This is a genomic window from Streptomyces sp. NPDC049627 (assembly GCF_044465645.1).
In the GTDB taxonomy this organism is placed as follows: Bacteria; Actinomycetota; Actinomycetes; order Streptomycetales; family Streptomycetaceae; genus Streptomyces.
In genome coordinates, this window is the sequence record NZ_JBITLW010000008.1 from 76,708 (window position 1) to 93,195 (window position 16,488).

15 protein-coding genes are annotated in these 16,488 nt (G+C 73.3%); 7 read left to right on the forward strand and 8 right to left on the reverse strand.

Translation table 11 applies throughout. From position 1 onward, the window contains the following. Positions 1 to 37: 37 nt before the first annotated feature. Genes cobM through cobC form a run of 6 tightly spaced genes read left to right on the forward strand, consistent with a single transcriptional unit; the run spans position 38 to position 6,361 of the window. The gene (gene cobM, locus ACIBU0_RS22445) at positions 38 to 856 is read left to right on the forward strand and encodes a precorrin-4 C(11)-methyltransferase (protein WP_398821002.1); all 819 of its coding nucleotides are present in this window, start codon (positions 38 to 40) and stop codon (positions 854 to 856) included. Next, a complete protein-coding gene (gene cbiE / locus ACIBU0_RS22450) occupies positions 853 to 2,094 on the forward strand; it encodes a precorrin-6y C5,15-methyltransferase (decarboxylating) subunit CbiE (protein WP_398821004.1) in 1,242 nt (413 codons plus the stop codon). Before cobM ends, cbiE begins: the two co-directional genes overlap by 4 nt. Then, on the forward strand, positions 2,091 to 3,791 hold the full coding sequence (gene cobJ / locus ACIBU0_RS22455) for a precorrin-3B C(17)-methyltransferase (protein WP_398821006.1): 1,701 nt from the start codon (positions 2,091 to 2,093) through the stop codon (positions 3,789 to 3,791). Before cbiE ends, cobJ begins: the two co-directional genes overlap by 4 nt. Continuing rightward, positions 3,788 to 4,378, forward strand: a complete 591-nt coding sequence (locus ACIBU0_RS22460) for a precorrin-8X methylmutase (protein WP_398821008.1) — start codon at positions 3,788 to 3,790, stop codon at positions 4,376 to 4,378. Before cobJ ends, ACIBU0_RS22460 begins: the two co-directional genes overlap by 4 nt. Next, on the forward strand, positions 4,375 to 5,310 hold the full coding sequence (locus ACIBU0_RS22465; RefSeq protein WP_398821010.1) for a sirohydrochlorin chelatase: 936 nt from the start codon (positions 4,375 to 4,377) through the stop codon (positions 5,308 to 5,310). The genes ACIBU0_RS22460 and ACIBU0_RS22465 overlap by 4 nt, the downstream gene beginning before the upstream one ends. After that, complete coding sequence (cobC, locus tag ACIBU0_RS22470) at positions 5,285 to 6,361, forward strand: Rv2231c family pyridoxal phosphate-dependent protein CobC (protein WP_398821012.1); 1,077 nt, start codon at positions 5,285 to 5,287, stop codon at positions 6,359 to 6,361. The genes ACIBU0_RS22465 and cobC overlap by 26 nt, the downstream gene beginning before the upstream one ends. A gap of 7 nt (positions 6,362 to 6,368) precedes the next feature. Here cobC and ACIBU0_RS22475 read toward each other — a convergent pair whose 3' ends face one another. From ACIBU0_RS22475 to ACIBU0_RS22495, 5 genes are all read right to left on the reverse strand, one after another. Beyond that, complete coding sequence (locus ACIBU0_RS22475; protein WP_398821014.1) at positions 6,369 to 7,277, reverse strand: SCO1860 family LAETG-anchored protein; 909 nt, start codon at positions 7,275 to 7,277, stop codon at positions 6,369 to 6,371. A 167-nt stretch (positions 7,278 to 7,444) separates the two neighbouring features. Beyond that, entirely contained in the window at positions 7,445 to 8,536 is a 1,092-nt protein-coding gene (locus tag ACIBU0_RS22480; RefSeq protein ID WP_398821017.1) for an amidohydrolase family protein, read from the reverse strand. 21 nt (positions 8,537 to 8,557) lie between these two features. Then, a complete protein-coding gene (locus tag ACIBU0_RS22485) occupies positions 8,558 to 9,349 on the reverse strand; it encodes an amino acid ABC transporter ATP-binding protein (protein ID WP_398821019.1) in 792 nt (263 codons plus the stop codon). After that, positions 9,346 to 10,179, reverse strand: coding sequence for an amino acid ABC transporter permease (locus tag ACIBU0_RS22490; protein WP_398821021.1), 834 nt, complete (start codon positions 10,177 to 10,179; stop codon positions 9,346 to 9,348). Before ACIBU0_RS22490 ends, ACIBU0_RS22485 begins: the two co-directional genes overlap by 4 nt. After that, complete coding sequence (locus ACIBU0_RS22495) at positions 10,176 to 11,027, reverse strand: transporter substrate-binding domain-containing protein (protein ID WP_398821023.1); 852 nt, start codon at positions 11,025 to 11,027, stop codon at positions 10,176 to 10,178. Before ACIBU0_RS22495 ends, ACIBU0_RS22490 begins: the two co-directional genes overlap by 4 nt. Before the next feature lie 188 nt (positions 11,028 to 11,215). Between ACIBU0_RS22495 and ACIBU0_RS22500 the strand changes: the two genes are divergently transcribed. After that, positions 11,216 to 12,316, forward strand: coding sequence for a pyridoxal-phosphate-dependent aminotransferase family protein (locus ACIBU0_RS22500; protein ID WP_398821025.1), 1,101 nt, complete (start codon positions 11,216 to 11,218; stop codon positions 12,314 to 12,316). A gap of 130 nt (positions 12,317 to 12,446) precedes the next feature. On the opposite strand, the gene ACIBU0_RS22505 is transcribed toward ACIBU0_RS22500, so the two are convergent. Genes ACIBU0_RS22505 through ACIBU0_RS22515 form a run of 3 tightly spaced genes read right to left on the reverse strand, consistent with a single transcriptional unit; the run spans position 12,447 to position 16,425 of the window. After that, positions 12,447 to 14,309: a GMC family oxidoreductase N-terminal domain-containing protein gene (locus ACIBU0_RS22505; protein WP_398821027.1), complete on the reverse strand. Its 1,863-nt coding sequence runs from the start codon at positions 14,307 to 14,309 to the stop codon at positions 12,447 to 12,449. Further along, entirely contained in the window at positions 14,306 to 15,700 is a 1,395-nt protein-coding gene (locus ACIBU0_RS22510) for a hypothetical protein (protein WP_398821029.1), read from the reverse strand. Before ACIBU0_RS22510 ends, ACIBU0_RS22505 begins: the two co-directional genes overlap by 4 nt. Next, complete coding sequence (locus ACIBU0_RS22515; protein WP_398821031.1) at positions 15,697 to 16,425, reverse strand: FadR/GntR family transcriptional regulator; 729 nt, start codon at positions 16,423 to 16,425, stop codon at positions 15,697 to 15,699. The genes ACIBU0_RS22510 and ACIBU0_RS22515 overlap by 4 nt, the downstream gene beginning before the upstream one ends. Positions 16,426 to 16,488: the final 63 nt, after the last annotated feature.

The following is a 16,488-nucleotide window of genomic DNA, read 5'->3' on the forward strand; positions in this document are numbered from 1 at the left end:
ACCCCGCTGAAATCCCTGTAGGAGAGGACCGATTCCCATGGCCGATGCCCCCACCGGCAAGGTGACCTTCGTCGGTGCCGGCCCCGGCGCCGCCGATCTGCTGACGTTCCGTGCCGCGCGTGCCATCGCCGAGGCCGATGTCGTGATCTGGGCGGCCAGCCTGGTCCAGGCGGAGGTCCTGCAGCACGCGCGTGAGGACGCCGAGATCCTCGACTCGGCGACCATGTCCCTGGAGGACGTCGTCGCCGTGTACGAGCGGGCCCGGGACGAGGGGCTCAAGGTGGCCCGTATCCATTCCGGTGACCCCGCCCTCTGGGGCGGTACCCAGGAGCAGCTCGACCGGTGTGCCGGGATCGGTATCGAGACCGAGGTCGTGCCGGGGGTCTCCGCCTTCTCCGCCGTCGCCGCGCTCGCCCGGCGTGAGCTGACCATCCCGGAGGTCGCCCAGTCCGTCGTCCTCACCCGGCTCGGCGGCGGCAAGACGCCCATGCCGCCCGGGGAGGAGGTCCGGGAGTTCGCCAAGCACGGCACCACCATGGCGATCTTCCTGTCCGCGGCCCGCAGCGGGCAGCTCGTGCGGGAGCTGCTGGAGGGCGGGTATCCGACGTCCACGCCGGTCGTCGTCGCGTACCAGGCGACCTGGCCGGAGGAGCTCATCGTGCGGTGCACCGTCGGCACGCTGGAGGAGACGGTCAAGGAGCACAAGCTCTGGAAGCACACCCTGTTCCTGGTCGGCCCGGCCCTGGCCGCCGAGGGCACGCGCTCGCACCTCTATCACCCCGGTCACTTCCACGGGTACCGGAAGGCGGACCCGGAGGCCCGTAAGGCGCTGCGTGCGCGGGGAGCCAGTACATGATCACGGTCGTCGGTACGGGGACGGGGGCGCCGCTCGCCGAGGACGTCCTCGCCGGGGCGCAGCTCGTCGTGGGCGGCAGGCGGCACCTGGACGCCGTACGGCTGCCGGAGTCGGCGCAGACGGTCGTGCTCGGACCGCTGGCGCCTGCCCTCGACACCATCGAACGGCATCTCGACAAGGACGGCCGGGTTGTCGTGCTGGCCTCCGGTGACCCCGGCTTCTTCGGCGTCGTGCGGGTGCTGGCGGAGCGGTTCGGGGCGGACCGGCTCGATGTGCGGGCCGGGGTCTCGTCCGTGGCCGGTGCCTTCGCGCGGGTCGGGCTGCCGTGGGACGACGCCGTGGTGGTCAGCGCGCACGGGCGGGAGCTGCGGACGGCGGTGAACGTGTGCCGGGCGCACCCGAAGGTGGCCGTGCTGACCGGTCCGGGTTCCGGGCCCGCCGAGCTGGGCGCCGCCCTCGTCCACCGGGCCGACTCCCGGGTCCTGGTCGTCGCGTCGGCGCTCGGTTCGGCCGAGGAGCGGGTGGAGCGGGTGACGCCCACCGAGGCCGCCGCCCGGGACTGGGGGTCGGCGGTGAGCGTGGTGCTGTGCCTGGACGAGGCGCGGGCGCTCGGCGGGGTGCGGACGGTCGCCGGGCCGTCGGCCGGACCCGCCGGATGGGCGCTGGACGAGGGCGAGTTCGCCCATCGCGACTCGATGATCACCAAGTTCGAGGTACGTGCGCTCGCCCTGGCCCGGCTCGGGCCGCGCCTCGGCGATCTGGTGTGGGATGTCGGCGCGGGCTCGGGTTCCGTCGCCGTGGAGTGCGCACGGCTCGGCGCCGCGGTCACGGCGATCGAGAAGACCCGGGACGGCGTCGAGCGGATCCGCGCCAACGCCGCCGCACACGGCGTCGACGTACGGGTCCTGCACGGGGCGGCGCCCACCGTCCTGTCGTCCGACCTGCACGATCCGGACGCCGTGTTCATCGGCGGCGGGGGGCGGGAGCTGCCCGCCATCGTCACCGCGTGCGCGCGGCGGGCCCGGCGGACGGTGGTCGTGGCCATGGCCGCGCTCGACCGGGTGCCGGCCGCCCGCGCGGCGCTGACCGGTGCCGGGTTCGACTGCGACGGGGTGCTGTTGCAGTCGTCGCGGCTCGCGCCGCTGCCGGGGGACGTGACCCGGCTCGCGGCGACCAATCCGGTTTTCCTGTTGTGGGGTGTCAGAAAGCCCCTGGACGTAGAGGGAGTTGCTCAGTGATCGGCCTCATTTCCGCCACCGCGGCGGGGGCGGCGGCGCGGGACCGGCTGGCCGCGGCGTGGCCGGACCGCACGCGCGTGTACGACGGGCCCGTGAAGGACGCCGTACGGCGGGCGTTCGCGGAGTGCGAGCAGCTGGTGTGCTTCCTGGCGACGGGGGCGGTCGTACGGCTGATCGCCCCGCTGCTGGCGGAGAAGGCGAGCGACCCGGGTGTGGTGTGCGTCGACGAGGGCGGGCGGTTCGCCGTGTCGCTGGTCGGCGGGCACGGCGGCGGCGCCAACGAACTCGCGCGGGAGGCCGGGGAGGTGCTGGGCGCCGAGCCCGTGGTGACCACGGCGACGGACGCCGTGGGGCTCCCCGGTCTGGACACCCTCGGCTTCCCGGTGGAGGGCGATGTCGCCGGGGTCTCGCGGGCCATGCTGGACGGCGAACCGGTGGCGCTGCGGGCCGAGGTGAGGTGGCCGCTGCCTCCGCTGCGGGCCGGCGCGGAGGGGTCGTACGCGATCCGGCTGACGGACCGGCTGGTGGAGCCCGCCGAGCGCGAGGTCGTGCTGCGTCCGCCGTCCCTCGTGGTGGGTGTCGGCGCCTCCAAGGGCGCCCCCGCCGACGAGATCGTCGGGCTGATCGAGAGCGCGCTCGGCGACGCCGGCCTCTCCCCGAAGTCCCTCGCGGAACTCGCCACCGTCGACGCCAAGGCCGACGAGCCCGGCATCGTCGAGGCGGCCGCCCGCCTCGGCGTCCCGCTCGTCACCCACTCCGCCGGGGAGTTGGCGGCCGTGGAGGTCCCCAACCCCTCCGACGCGCCTCTCGCGGCCGTCGGCACCCCCTCCGTGGCCGAGGCCGCCGCCCTGGTGCGCGGCGGTGAACTCCTCGTACCGAAGCGGAAGTCGGAGCGCGCGGACGGGCAGCCGGCGATGGCGACCTGTGCCGTCGTACGGCGTCCGGGGCGCGGCCGGCTCGCGGTGGTCGGGCTCGGGCCGGGCGCCCGGGACCTGCTCACCCCGCGCGCCGAGGCCGAACTCCGGCGCGCCTCCGTGCTCGTCGGCCTGGACCAGTACGTCGACCAGATCCGCGACCTGCTGCGGCCCGGCACGCGGGTCCTGGAGTCGGGGCTCGGGGCCGAGGAGGAGCGGGCGCGCACGGCGGTCGCCGAGGCGCGCAAGGGGCAGGCCGTCGCGCTGATCGGCAGCGGGGACGCGGGCGTGTACGCCATGGCCTCCCCCGCGCTCGCGGAGGCGTCCGACGACATCGACGTGATCGGCGTGCCGGGTGTGACCGCCGCCCTCGCGGCCGCCGCGATCCTGGGCGCCCCGCTCGGCCACGACCACGTGTCCATCAGCCTGTCCGACCTGCACACCCCCTGGGAGGTCATCGAGCGGCGCGTGCGGGCCGCGGCGGAGGCGGACATCGTGGTCACCTTCTACAACCCCCGTTCCCGGGGCCGCGACTGGCAGCTGCCCAAGGCGCTCGCCATCCTCGCCGAGCACCGCGAGCCGACCACGCCGGTCGGTGTCGTACGCAACGCGTCACGGCCGGACGAGTCCGGTCGGCTCACGACACTGGGCGGCCTGGACCCGGCGACCGTCGACATGATGACGGTCGTGACCGTGGGCAACACGGCGACCCGGGACATCGCGGGCCGCATGGTGACGCCGCGCGGCTACCGCTGGCAGACAGCGCAGGAGGGCGCCGAGTGAACCGCGTCGTCCATCCCATCGAGGAGGAGTCCTACCGGCGGCTGCGCGCCCGCCTGGACACCTCGCACTTCCCGCCGCTGACCCGGGCCGTGGTGGAGCGGGTCATCCACTCCGCCGCCGACCTCGACTACGCCGCCGACCTCGTCATGGACGAGGGCGAGCTGGAGAAGGCGCACACGGCCCTGCACGCGGGCGCGCCCGTCGTCGTGGACGTGGAGATGGTCGGAGCCGGCATCACCCGGCGCGAGACCGTCTGCCGGCTGAAGGACGCCGTGGCCGGGCCGGGGCTGACCCGTTCGGCGCACGGCATCCGGCTCGCCTACGAGCAGGTCGGCCCGGGCGCCCTCTGGGTGATCGGCAACGCGCCGACCGCACTGGAGGAGCTGCTGACGCTGGACGCCGATCCGGCGCTCGTCATCGGTCTGCCCGTCGGCTTCGTCGGCGCGGTCGAGTCCAAGGCCGCGCTGCGCGAGAGCGGGCTGCCCGCCGTGAGCAACGTGTCCGAGAAGGGCGGTTCGGCGGTCGCCTCGGCCGCGCTGAACGCCCTGCTGTACCACCCCGCTTCCCATCCCGAGGAGAAACTGTGACCACCCCGCCGCCCGCCCTGCTCATCGCCGGCCACGGCACCCGGGACGACGCCGGGGCCGAGGCGTTCCGCGCCTTCGTACGGGAGCTGGGGCGCCGCCACCCCGAGCTGCCCGTCGCGGGCGGCTTCATCGAGCTGTCCCCGCCGCCGCTGGGCGAGGCCGTCACCGAACTGGTGGAGCAGGGCGTACGGCGGTTCGCCGCGGTGCCGCTGATGCTGGTGTCCGCCGGGCACGCCAAGGGCGACATCCCGGCCGCGCTGGCCCGCGAGAAGGAGCGGCACCCCGGGATCTCGTACACCTACGGCCGCCCGCTGGGCCCGCACCCGTCGCTGCTGAACGTCCTGGAGCGGCGGCTGGACGAGGCGCTCGGCACCGAGGGCCGCAAGCCCGGCGACCGGGCCGATGTGACCGTGCTGCTGGTCGGCCGGGGCTCCACGGACCCCGATGCCAACGCCGAGGTGCACAAGGCGGCGCGGCTGCTGTGGGAGGGGCGCGGATACGCGGGCGTGGAGACGGCGTTCGTGTCGCTGGCGGCACCGGACGTGCCGAGCGGCCTCGACCGGTGCGCGAAGCTGGGGGCGCGCAGGATCGTGGTCCTGCCCTACTTCCTGTTCACCGGCATCCTCCCGGACCGCGTCCGGCAGCAGACCGAGGGCTGGGCGGCCGCCCACCCGGAGATCGAGGTGCGCTCGGCGGACGTCATCGGTCCGGAGCCGGAGCTGCTCGACCTGGTGATGGAGCGGTACGAGGAGGCCGTGAAGGGCGATCTGCGGATGAACTGCGACTCGTGCGTGTACCGCATCGCGCTGCCCGGCTTCGAGGACAAGGTCGGCATGCCGCAGCAGCCCCACTTCCACCCGGACGACGACGACCACCACCACGGCCATCACCACCACGGACACCACCATGGCGCCCACTCCCATGCCCACTGAGGCGCACGACCTGCGCCACCACGGCGACGCCGAGGTCCGTGACGACGGCTCGGCGCTGGTCGACCTCGCGGTGAACGTCCGCGCGGACACGCCCCCGGCCTGGCTGCGGGAGCGGATCGCCGGGTCGCTGGGTTCCCTCGCGGCCTACCCGGACGGGCGGGCCGCGCGGGCGGCGGTGGCGGCGCGGCACGGGCTGCCGGTGGAGCGGGTGCTGCTGACGGCGGGGGCGGCGGAGGCGTTCGTCCTGCTGGCGCGGGCGCTGAAGGTGCGCCGGCCGGTCGTCGTGCACCCCCAGTTCACGGAGCCGGAGGCGGCGCTGCGCGACGCGGGCCACACGGTCGACCGGGTGCTGCTGCGGGAGGCGGACGGCTTCCGCCTCGACCCGGCGGCCGTCCCCGAGGAGGCCGACCTGGTGGTGATCGGCAACCCGACCAACCCGACGTCCGTGCTGCACCCGGCCGACGCCATCGCCGGACTCGCCCGTCCCGGGCGGACGCTGGTGGTGGACGAGGCGTTCATGGACGCGGTGCCGGGTGAACGGGAGGCGCTGGCCGGGCGGACGGACGTGCCCGGTCTGGTCGTGCTCCGCAGCCTGACCAAGACCTGGGGTCTGGCCGGGCTGCGGATCGGCTACGTCCTGGCCGCCCCGGAGACCGTCGCCGACCTGGAGCGCGCCCAGCCCCTGTGGCCGGTCTCCACGCCCGCGCTCGCCGCCGCGCAGGCCTGCGTGAGCCCCCAGGCCCTGGCGGAGGCGGCCCACGCGGCCCACCGCATCGCGGCCGACCGGGCCCATCTCGTCACCGGCCTCCGCGAGTTCGCCTCGTCCGGGCTGCGGGTCGTCGAGCCCGCCGAGGGCCCCTTCGTCCTCGTACGCCTGCCCGAGGCGGCGTCCGTACGACGGCACCTGCGCGACCTGGGGTTCGCGGTCCGGCGTGGGGACACCTTCCCCGGGCTGGACGAGGAGTGGCTGCGGCTGGCGGTGCGGGACCGGGGAACGGCCGGCGCCTTTCTGGGGGCGCTGGGACAGGCGGTGGCGCTCGCGCGTCGCTGACCCCGCGTCAGCCGCGGCTCCGGCGCGCGAACGCCACCGCTCCCCCGCCCGCGAGGAGCAGCGCGACCGCGCCGCCCGCGAGGTACGGCGTCATGGAGCTGCCGCCGGTCTCCGCGAGGCCGTCGCCGGCGGGCTCGCCCTGGGGCTTCACATCGCCGGCCGGGTCCGTGCCCGGGGCGGCTTGCCGGGCGGGGGCGGCCGGGGTCTCGCAGGTCGCCTTGGCCAGGGTCAGGGTGCCCTCGACATCGGCGACGTTCAGCTTCAGCGGGTTGACGGCGATCTTGAGTTCAAGGGCGGTCGCGGCGGCCGTACGTGAGGTGGTCTCCGTCTTGGAGTAGTCCAGCCGTACCTCGCCCACGCCCGGCACCCGGACGTTCGTGGTCCCGCCGGCGGTCAGCGTGACCTTCTTGCCCAGCACGGTGACATCGCCCAGCAGGTTGGAGGAGGCGGTCGGCTTCTCGCCGGCCTCGCAGGTGGCCCTGGAGGTGACCTGGCCGACCTCGATGAGCGACAGGAGCGGCAGGCCGGGGACGTGGACCTTGGCGTGGGCGAGGCGGGTGTACGCCTCGGCCTTGCCGTGGGCGACCGTCGCCTTCGCCGCGGCGGCCTGCGCGCTGAGCACGCTGAACGGCTTCCCGCCGTCGACGCCGTTCAGCTCGGCCGTCAGCGTCGCCTTGTCGGCGCTCTGCGGCGCCCGCACCTCGTTCAGGGAGACCGCGAGCGGGACGTTCACGGTCTTGTTGAGCAGATTGACGTCGAGCCCGGTGCGCAGTACGACGGCGCTCGCGCGCCCCTCGTCGCCGGTGGCGTGCGCGGGGCCCGCGAGACCCAGGACCGCGGGACCGGCGGTCAGGGCGGTGGCCGTCGCGACGGTGGCGAGACGGCGTGCCGGCATGCGGAATGTGTTGCCGTTCAAGGTGGGGAACCCCTCGGGGGAGACTTGCTCGGGACCCGGCAAGAATCGCGCACGGCGGGTGAAGGGTCAGCATCCTGACGGGAGTTCACCCCTACGTGTGTTTCCCGTGCAGGTTTTCGAACCTCGGGGCACGCATGTTCTCCACAGTCACCGGCCGGGCAGCCGGTTCAGCCCACGATCTCTCCGTTCAGGACGACCCGCCGCGGTGCCGCCAGCACCCTGACGTCGGCCCGCGGATCCGTCTCGTACACCACCAGGTCCGCCGCGGCCCCCTCCTCCAGGCCCGGTCGGCCGAGCCACGCCCGGGCCGCCCAGGTCGTCGCGGCGAGGGCCTCGACCGCCGGAATGCCGGCGGTGACCAGTTCCGCCACCTCGGCCGCCACCAGGCCGTGGGGCAGGGTGCCGCCCGCGTCCGTGCCGACGTAGACCGGGATGCCGGCGTCGTAGGCGGAGCGGACCGTGTCGTAGCGGCGTTCGTGGAGGCGGCGCATGTGGGCCGACCAGCGGGGGAACTTGGACTCGCCGCCGTCGGCCAGCTTCGGGAAGGTCGCGATGTTCACCAGGGTCGGGACGATCGCCACGCCGCGCTCGGCGAACAGCGGGATCAGGTCCTGCGTCAGGCCCGTGGCGTGTTCGATGCAGTCGATGCCCGCCTCGACCAGGTCCGGGAGCGAGTCCTCGGAGAAGCAGTGCGCGGTGACACGGGCACCCAGGCGGTGGGCCTCGGCGATGGCCGCCTCGACCGCCTCGCGCGGCCAGCTGGGCGCGAGGTCCCCGCGGTCACGGTCGATCCAGTCGCCGACCAGCTTGACCCAGCCGTCACCGCGCCGGGCCTCCAGGGCGACGTAGGCGACGAGGTCGTCCGGTTCGATCTCGTGCGCGTAGCCGCGGATGTAGCGGCGGGTGCGGGCGATGTGCCGGCCGGCCCTGATGATCTTCGGCAGGTCCTCGCGGTCGTCGACCCAGCGGGTGTCGGAGGGCGAACCGGCGTCACGGATCAGCAGGGTGCCCGCGTCGCGGTCGGTCAGGGCCTGCTTCTCCGCGATGTCGTCGTCGACCGGGCCGTGCGCGCCGAGGCCCACGTGGCAGTGCGCGTCGACGAGGCCGGGCAGCGCCCAGCCCTCGACGGTGCGGACGTCGCGGGCGCCGGCGGGGCGGTCGTAGGAGATCCGGCCGTCGACGACCCACAGTTCGTCCCGGACGTCGTCGGGTCCGGCCAGGACCCGGCCCTTCACGTGCAGCACCGTGCGTTCGCTCATGTACTGCACCCTAATGACCGGCTAGTCGCCCTTGCCCACCTGGTCCGACGTCTCCTCCTCCACCTCCGCCATCGCCGGGTCGAGGAGGCGGGAGAGGAAGTGGCGGGTGCGTGCGTGCTGCGGGTTGCCGATGACCTGGTCGGGGGTGCCGTCCTCGACGATCACTCCGCCGTCCATGAAGACGACCCGGTCGGCGACCTCGCGCGCGAAGGTCATCTCGTGGGTGACGACCATCATCGTCATGCCCTCGTCGGCGAGCATGCGCATGACGGCGAGCACATCCCCGACCAGCTCCGGGTCGAGCGCCGACGTCGGCTCGTCGAACAGCATCACCTCGGGGCCCATCGACAGCGAGCGCGCGATCGCCACGCGCTGCTGCTGGCCGCCGGAGAGGGAGGAGGGGTAGGCGTCTGCCTTCTCCGACAGACCCACCCGCTCCAGGTTCTCGGCGGCGACCCGGGCTGCCTGCGCCTTGTCCCGCTTGAGGACCCGGCGCTGCGGCAGCGTGAGGTTCTCGGTCACCGTGAGGTGCGGGAACAGGTTGAACTGCTGGAAGACCATGCCGATACGGCGGCGTACGGCGTCGATGTCGACGTCCGGGTCGGTGAGCTCGGTGCCGCCGACGAAGACCTGGCCCTTGGTGGGTTCCTCCAGGAGGTTCACGCAGCGCAGGAGCGTCGACTTGCCGGAGCCGGACGGGCCGATGACGCACACGACCTCGCCCTGGCCGATCTCCAGGTCGATGCCGCGCAGCACCTCGTTGTCGCCGAAGGACTTGTGCAGGTCCTTCACCTGAATTTCCGGACGGCTCATTTCACGGCCTCCTGGGCCTTGGCCTCCATGCGGCGCACGACGAAGCCGAGCGGGATCGTGATCAGCAGATAGCACAGGCCCGCGACCAGGATCGGCGTGGAGTTGGCGGTCGTGCTGGCCAGGTCGCGGCCGAACTTGGACAGTTCGCGCTCCTCCAGGGTGACGCCGAGGAGCAGCACGAGCGAGGAGTCCTTGAAGAGGATGATGAACTCGTTCGTCATCGGCGGGAGGATGATCCGGAACGCCTGCGGGATGATGATCGAGATCATGGCCCGCGCGGGCGAGAAGCCGAGCGAACGGGCCGCCTCCATCTGGCCCTTGGGCACCGCCTGGATGCCGGCCCGGAAGGTCTCCGCCAGGTACGCGGCCCCGACCAGACCCAGCGCGAGGGCGGCCTTGCCGTAGGTCCCGCCGACGATCTCCGTGCCCGGGAAGGCCAGGGGGACCGCGACGCCGATGAAGATGAAGATCAGCAGGGCGGGCAGACCGCGGAAGATCTCGATGTAGACGCCGGCGACCCAGCGGTACGGTCCCACGGACGACAGGCGCATCAGCGCGAGCACCAGTCCGAGAGCGAGGGCGAAGACGAACCCGGACACCGTGTACAGCACGGTGTTCTTCAGCGCCAGCGTGATGACGTCCGGGAACATCTGCCGCGCGATGTCCTTCTGCGCGAACTGGTTCTGCAGCCGGTCCCAGTCGGCCGCGAGCGCGAAGGCGACCACGGCCGCGACGAAGACGACGTACTGGACGCCGCGCGAGAGGCTGCGCTTCTGGCGCCGGGTGAGGCCCTTCTTCCTTGGCTGTACCTCTATGTCCGTGGCGGTCATGAGGCGGACGGGGACGCCGCGGACTCGTCGTAGGGGCCGATCCACTGCTCGTACAGCTTCTTGTACGTGCCGTCGGCCTTCGCGTCGGCGAGCGCCTTGTTGATGGCGTCGCGGAGCTTGGTGTTGCCCTTCTTCACCGTGAAGCCGTACTGCTCACCGGTGTCGAGGTTGTCGACGACCTTGAACTTGTCCGCGTTGGCCTTGTCCTTCAGCCAGCCCTGGACGACCGGGTAGTCGATGACGACGGCCTTGACCTGGCCGGTGCGCAGGCCGTTGAGGACGGCGTCGGAGGACTCGAAGGAGACCGGGTCGAAGCCCTTGCTCTTGACGTAGTCCTCGCCGGTGGTCTGCGCCTGGGCGCCCAGCTTCACGCCCTTGGACTTGACGTCGGCGAGCGAGTTCACGCCGCTGTTCTTGTCGACGAGGACGGCCTGGGTGGCGTCGAAGTAGGGGTCCGAGAAGTCGACGTTCTTCTTGCGCTCCTCGGTGATGGTCATGCCGGCGGCGGCGAGGTCGCACTCGCCGGAGTTGAGGAAGGCGCCCGTCTTGAAGTTCTCGAACGGCGTGTCGAGGATCTCCTGCTTCACGCCCAGGTCCTTGGCGACCAGGTCGATCAGGGAGACGTCGAAGCCCTGCACCTTGCCGTCGATCTCCGACTGGAAGGGCGGGTACGGCAGGTGGGTGCAGGTGGTGAGCTGGCCACCCTTGACGAGCTCGACGCCGCCGGCCGCGGTCTTCTCACCGCCGCCGTTGTCGTCGGAGGACGTGCAGCCGGCCACGAGCACCAGCCCGGCCGTCGCGGTGGTGGCGGCCAGAATGCGGGTCCGGCGCCCGAGGGTCGTCTTCACGGGGAGCCTCCTGTCAGGGAACTGTGGGTTCCGATTATAAGGAGAGGTTTGAGGCTCTCAAACCAAACCGATGGCTGGAGGGCTGTCCGGCCTAAGAAGTCGTGACAAGTCGACAGTCGGAGCCGTGTCAGCGGCGGCGATTACGCTCGACACCAGCTGCCCGCTCCGATGTGAAAAGAGTGCCTGCCGTGACCCATCCCTTCCTCGACCTGGCCCCCCTCACCGCGGAGCGCTTCGCCTCCATCGAGGACCGGGTGGCACGGCTGCTCGGGACCGGACAGGACGTCGTGATCATGCAGGGCGAGGCGCTGCTGCCGCTGGAAGGGGCGATCCGCGGGACGGCCGGGCCCGGCACCACCGCGCTGAACGTGATCACCGGTCCGTACGGGCAGACCTTCGGGAACTGGCTGCGTGACTGCGGCGCGACCGTGATCGATCTGGCGGTGCCCTTCCACACGGCGGTCACGGCGGACCAGGTCCGTCAGGCCTTCGCCGAGCATCCGGAGATCGACTTCGTGTCCCTGGTGCACGCGGAGGCCGCCACCGGCAACACGAACCCCGTCGCGGAGATCGGCGAGGTCGTCCGGGCGCACGGGGCGCTGTTCCACCTCGACGCGGTGGCGTCGATCGGGGCCGAGCCGGTGCTGCCGGACGCGTGGGGTGTGGACCTGTGCGTGATCGGGGCGCAGAAGGCGATGGGCGGGCCGGCGGGGGTGTCCGCGGTGTCGGTGAGCGAGCGGGCGTGGGCGCGGATGGCGGCGAATCCGGGGGCGCCGCGGCGGTCGTATCTGTCGCTGCTGGACTGGAAGGAGCGGTGGATCGACGGCGGGCGCAAGGTGCTGCCGCATGCTCCGGCGCAGTTGGAGATGCTGGCGCTGGAGGCGTGTGTGAAGCGGATCGAGGAGGACGGGCCGGATGCGGTGATGGCCCGCCACCGGGCCGCTGCGCTGGCGACTCGGGCCGGGGCGGTGGCGCTGGGCGGGGGCGTGGAGCCGTATGTGTACGAGGCCGCGGAGGCCGCTCCCGTTGCTACGACGCTGCGGGCGCCGGCGGGGGTGGTGGCGTCGGAGGTGGTGGCTCGGGCGCTGGAGGTCGAGCCCGGGGTGCCGTTGGCCGCCGGGGGTGGCGCGTTGGCCAAGGAGATGATCCGGGTCAATCACTACGGGGTGGATGCGACGCTCGGGGCCGTGCGGGGGTGTCTGGCGGCGCTGGGCGCGGCGCTGAAGGACAAGGGGCTGGACGTGGATGTGGAGGCGGCGCTGCGGGCGGTGGACGCGGGCCGGCGGTAGCGGTTCGGAGAAGCGTCCGGTCCTGACCTCAGGAGGCGGGAGGCGGGTCGGCAGGTACCGCGACCACCGGCTGAGCCGTCCCGCCCTGCTCGCTCTGCTGCCCGCCCTCCGGGGCCGCGGGTTCGGCGACCTACCCGCTGTCCGTCACTGAGCGCTCGGCGACGCCCAGCGCCGCAGCCATGATGCTCAGCTGCGGATTCACCTCCGGGCAGCTCGGCAGTACGGATCCGTCGGCGATCAGTACGCCGTGGACGCCGCGCAGGCGCCCTTCCGGGTCGGCCGGCGAACGCTCGGGGTCGGCCCCTGCGGCCGCCGTCCCCGTGGGGTGAAACGCGGACACGTGCAGGTGACGTTCCGTCACCTTGTCGAGCAGTGCCTCCAGTTGGTCCGGGGTACGAGCGCGCGGTGCGTGCGGTACGCCGGTCAGGACCTCCTCCGCTCCGGCTGCGAACAGCAGGCGGCCCATGGCACGTTGGGCCCGCAGCAGGCGGCGGGCGTCCCGTGGTGCCAGGTCGTAGCGGAGCAGCGTGCGGTCCTTGCCGAGGACGCGGCCGGAGGGGCGATCGGCGATCATGGCGCCGAGTGTCGCCAGCCGTTCCGCTCCCTCCACCTCCCGGCGCAGTTCGCGGCCGACGCCGGGCAGCACGAACGAGCTCATACCCGGGGGTGCGGCGGTGGCTTCGATGAGGATGCCGTCGGTGTGCAGTTCCTCCACGCCGACGCTCTGCAGGACCCCCTGCCGGCCGGTGACCGGGCTGCTGAAGCGGCCCGCGACGCTGATCGCGGGGTGCACGCTGAGGTTCCGGCCGAGCCGGGGGTGTCCGCCGAGGCCCGAGCGGCGCAGCAGGGGCGGAGTCTGCAGGGCGCCGGCGGCGGCCACGACCAGCGGGCTGAGGATCTCCAGTTCGCTGCCGTCGGGGCGGGCCACCACCACCCCGGCGGCGCGCGGCCCGCCCGGCCGGTCGCGGTCGGTGAGGATCCGCAGGACGCGGGCGCCCGTCACGATGCGGCAGCCCGCCGCGCACGCTTCGGGGAGCACCGACAGCTGGACGCTCTGCTTGGCGCCGGTGGGGCAGCCGACGACGCACTGGCAGGAGCCCTTGCAGCCGGGGGCGTTGCGGCGCAGGGGTGCGGCGGTCCAGCCGAGTTCCGCCGCGCCGGCCAGGGCGAGGAGTCCGTTGTCGCCGATGACGTCCAGCGGTTGCCGGGCGACGCGCAGGGTGCGTTCCACCTCGTCGAGGTGGGCGTCGAAGCCCTCGGCGACGGCGAATCCGTAGCGGCCCCGCCAGCGTGTGAGGACGTGGTCCGGGGTGCGGTAGCAGGTTCCGGAGTTGACGACGGTGGTGCCGCCGACGGCGCGGCCGACGGGCAGGACGAGCGGAGGGTTGCCGACGGCGATGGTGGCGCCGCCGTCCCGGTAGAGGTCGGTGAAGCGGTCGAGCGGGGTTCTCCGGGCGAAGGACGCGGTGGTGTGGTGGTCGCCCTCCTCGACGATGACGACGCGCAGGCCCGCGCGGGCCAGGGTCCGGGCGGCCATGGCGCCGCCCGCGCCGGATCCGACGACGACCGCGTCGGCCGTGGAGCGCGCCGGCCAGTCCCGGGACGGGGTGCAGTCGAGCGGTGGATCGTCGGGGCCGGGTGCGGAGGGCGCCGGGCGGCGGTGGTACAGGGTGCGTTCGGTGCCGGCCGCCAGCAGCACGGGCACCTTGACCGCGTCCAGGAGCGGCAGCAGCACCCGGTGGGAGGCGAGGGACGCCATGACATGCTCGCGTTCCGTGGAGCTGAGCGCGGGCAGTCGTCGGCCCGTGCGGGCCAGGGCGTAGGCGTTGATCGCCGTGGTCGCGCCGCGTATCGCCGTGCGGGCCGGAGCCGGCATGGCGGCGAGCAGTGTCTCGACGCGCCGGGGCACGGCCCGGGTCCACTCGGCCGTGCCGTCGTCCGCGATCAGCGCCGCGGCAAGTGCCGTGAGTGCGGGGGCGGTCGAGGGAGTCATCGGTCGCCGACCTCCGCGTGGGCGGTGCCGGGCAGCCGCCAGGTGGCCTCCTGCCGCCACCGTCCCCACCAGCGCTCCAGGCGGACCACCGCGTCCGCGGTCTCGCTGTTGCGGCAGACCGCGGGGGAACCGTCGGGGTCGGTGTAGGCGAGCGCCAGGGTCCGCTCCGGCGGCTGGTTCACCGTCACGCGGATACGGCGCCTGCCCACGCGGCCGGCCACGCGCCACTCGGGCAGGCCGATGTCCGCCCGGAACCGGCCGAGTCCCGCCCAGCCGACGGCCGTGCGCTCGGCGCGCCGGGGCCAGGGACGTCCGTCGCGCAGGAGCCGTAGGAACACCAGGGGCGGCAGTCGGTCGAGTCCGCGTCGCATGGACACCGCGGCGACGATCTCCAGGACGTCCCCGCCGCCGAGGTCCGCGTGGAGCCAGGCCCAGCGCCGTGCGTTGCCGTGCCCGTAGATGCGGGCGCTCGCTCCGGGGGCGCCGTGCAGCCTCAGCTCGCTGTCGCCGTATCGGACCGTGCCGCTGTAGAGGCAACGGGCGGCCGGCAGCATGTGGGCGGCCGGCAGCAAGGGGCGGCGCCAGGACCAGCGGGGGAAGGTGTACAGCGGCCCGCTCCGCGGCGTCTCGGTGAGCGACCAGGTGAACGGCCCGGCGGATCCGGAGAGTTGGCCGGACCGGGCATGGATGCCCTCGGCGGCGTAACCCTGCTGCTGGGGCGTCCACGATACGGGGCCGAAGCGTGCGTGCTCGACGGGGCCGTCCGCGGGGAAGACGGCGACCCAGCCGTGGGCGTGGGCGGCGGAGCCGTCGGTGGGCGCGACGACTTCGTGGTGCAGCCAGACGCCGGTGCCGGTGGCGGGGTCGGTCAGGGTCGTGTACCAGACCTCCGTGCGCCCGGGTTCTCCGTCCCAGCGCGGGGCCGGGTCAAGGTCGGACGCGGAGTCCGCCGTACGCGGGAAGCGGAAGCTCGTGAGGAAGGGCAACAGGCCGGTGGCGAGGGGGAAGCGCAGTGTGCCCTCGCCGACGCGTTCACCGTCCTCGTAGAGGGTGTACGGCAGAACGGTCATCGACGCGAGGGGACGTGCGGGCGAGACGGACTTCCAGCCGTCGAGCACCAGACGCCGGCCCTCCATGGCGAACGAGATCCGGTACCGGATCCTGCGGCGGGCCAGGGGCGAGATCTCCAACTCGCCCTGGGCTTCGGCATCGTCCGCCCGCCCCGCTATCCGCACCCGCCCCGTCACGCGCGCCCGCGTCGTGCGGTGGGGCAGCAGCACGGTGCCGGCGCGGACCACGAGGTCCAGTCGTACGGGGCGCTCGCGATCCTCGTCGGACAGACGCGCGCGGCCGAGCATCGCCTCCTGGAACACCGTCCCACGTGAGGTCACCGAGCACCGTCCCGGCGTCGGCCCGCGCGTGCCAGCCCCTCGAGCATGATGCGTTCCGTCGCCGACAGGTAGGCGCCCGCGGTGACGCGTGCCGCGTCCTGGTCACCGGCGGCCACGGCGTCGACGACCGGTGCGAGACGGTCGTGAGCGGCGTGGGCGTCCAGGAAGGGGTCGACCAGGGCCGCGCGCACCGGAAGGTAGGCGTTGAACAGGGTGTTGGTCAGCAGGACGTACACCCGGTTTCCGGTGGCCCGGGCGAGCGCGCGGTGCACTTCGGCGTCCGCGAGCTGCACGTCCTCGCCGCCGTCGGCGTCCCTGACGGCGGCGATCAGGGAACGCAGTTCGGCGACCTGGGCCGGCGTGGCGCGGGCGGCGGCACGTTCGGCAATCAACGCTCCGATGCTGCGGCGCACTTCGAAGATCTCGCCGATCCAGTCGGGGCTGTGCCGCACGAGCATCGGCAGGAGGTCCGCCCCGCCCAGGCGCAGGAAGTCCCGGACACGGGTGCCCACTCCGTGCCGTGTCTCCAGCAACCCCGCCTGCACGAGCCGGCCGAAGGCGTGCTTCAGCGTGGTGCGGTTGACTCCGAACTCGTCGGCGAGGTCACGTTCGGGCGGCAGATAGCTCCCGGCCGGATGCCGCCCGGCGAGAATGTCCTCCCGCAGCCGCTTCTCCAGTACGTCGACGGTGCTCTCACGCGGCAGTACGCCCATCCCGGCCCCCATCCCGTCAGTGGATCAGTGACTGAGCCACTGAACCACTGGGTAGACACGACGTCAACAAGTCGC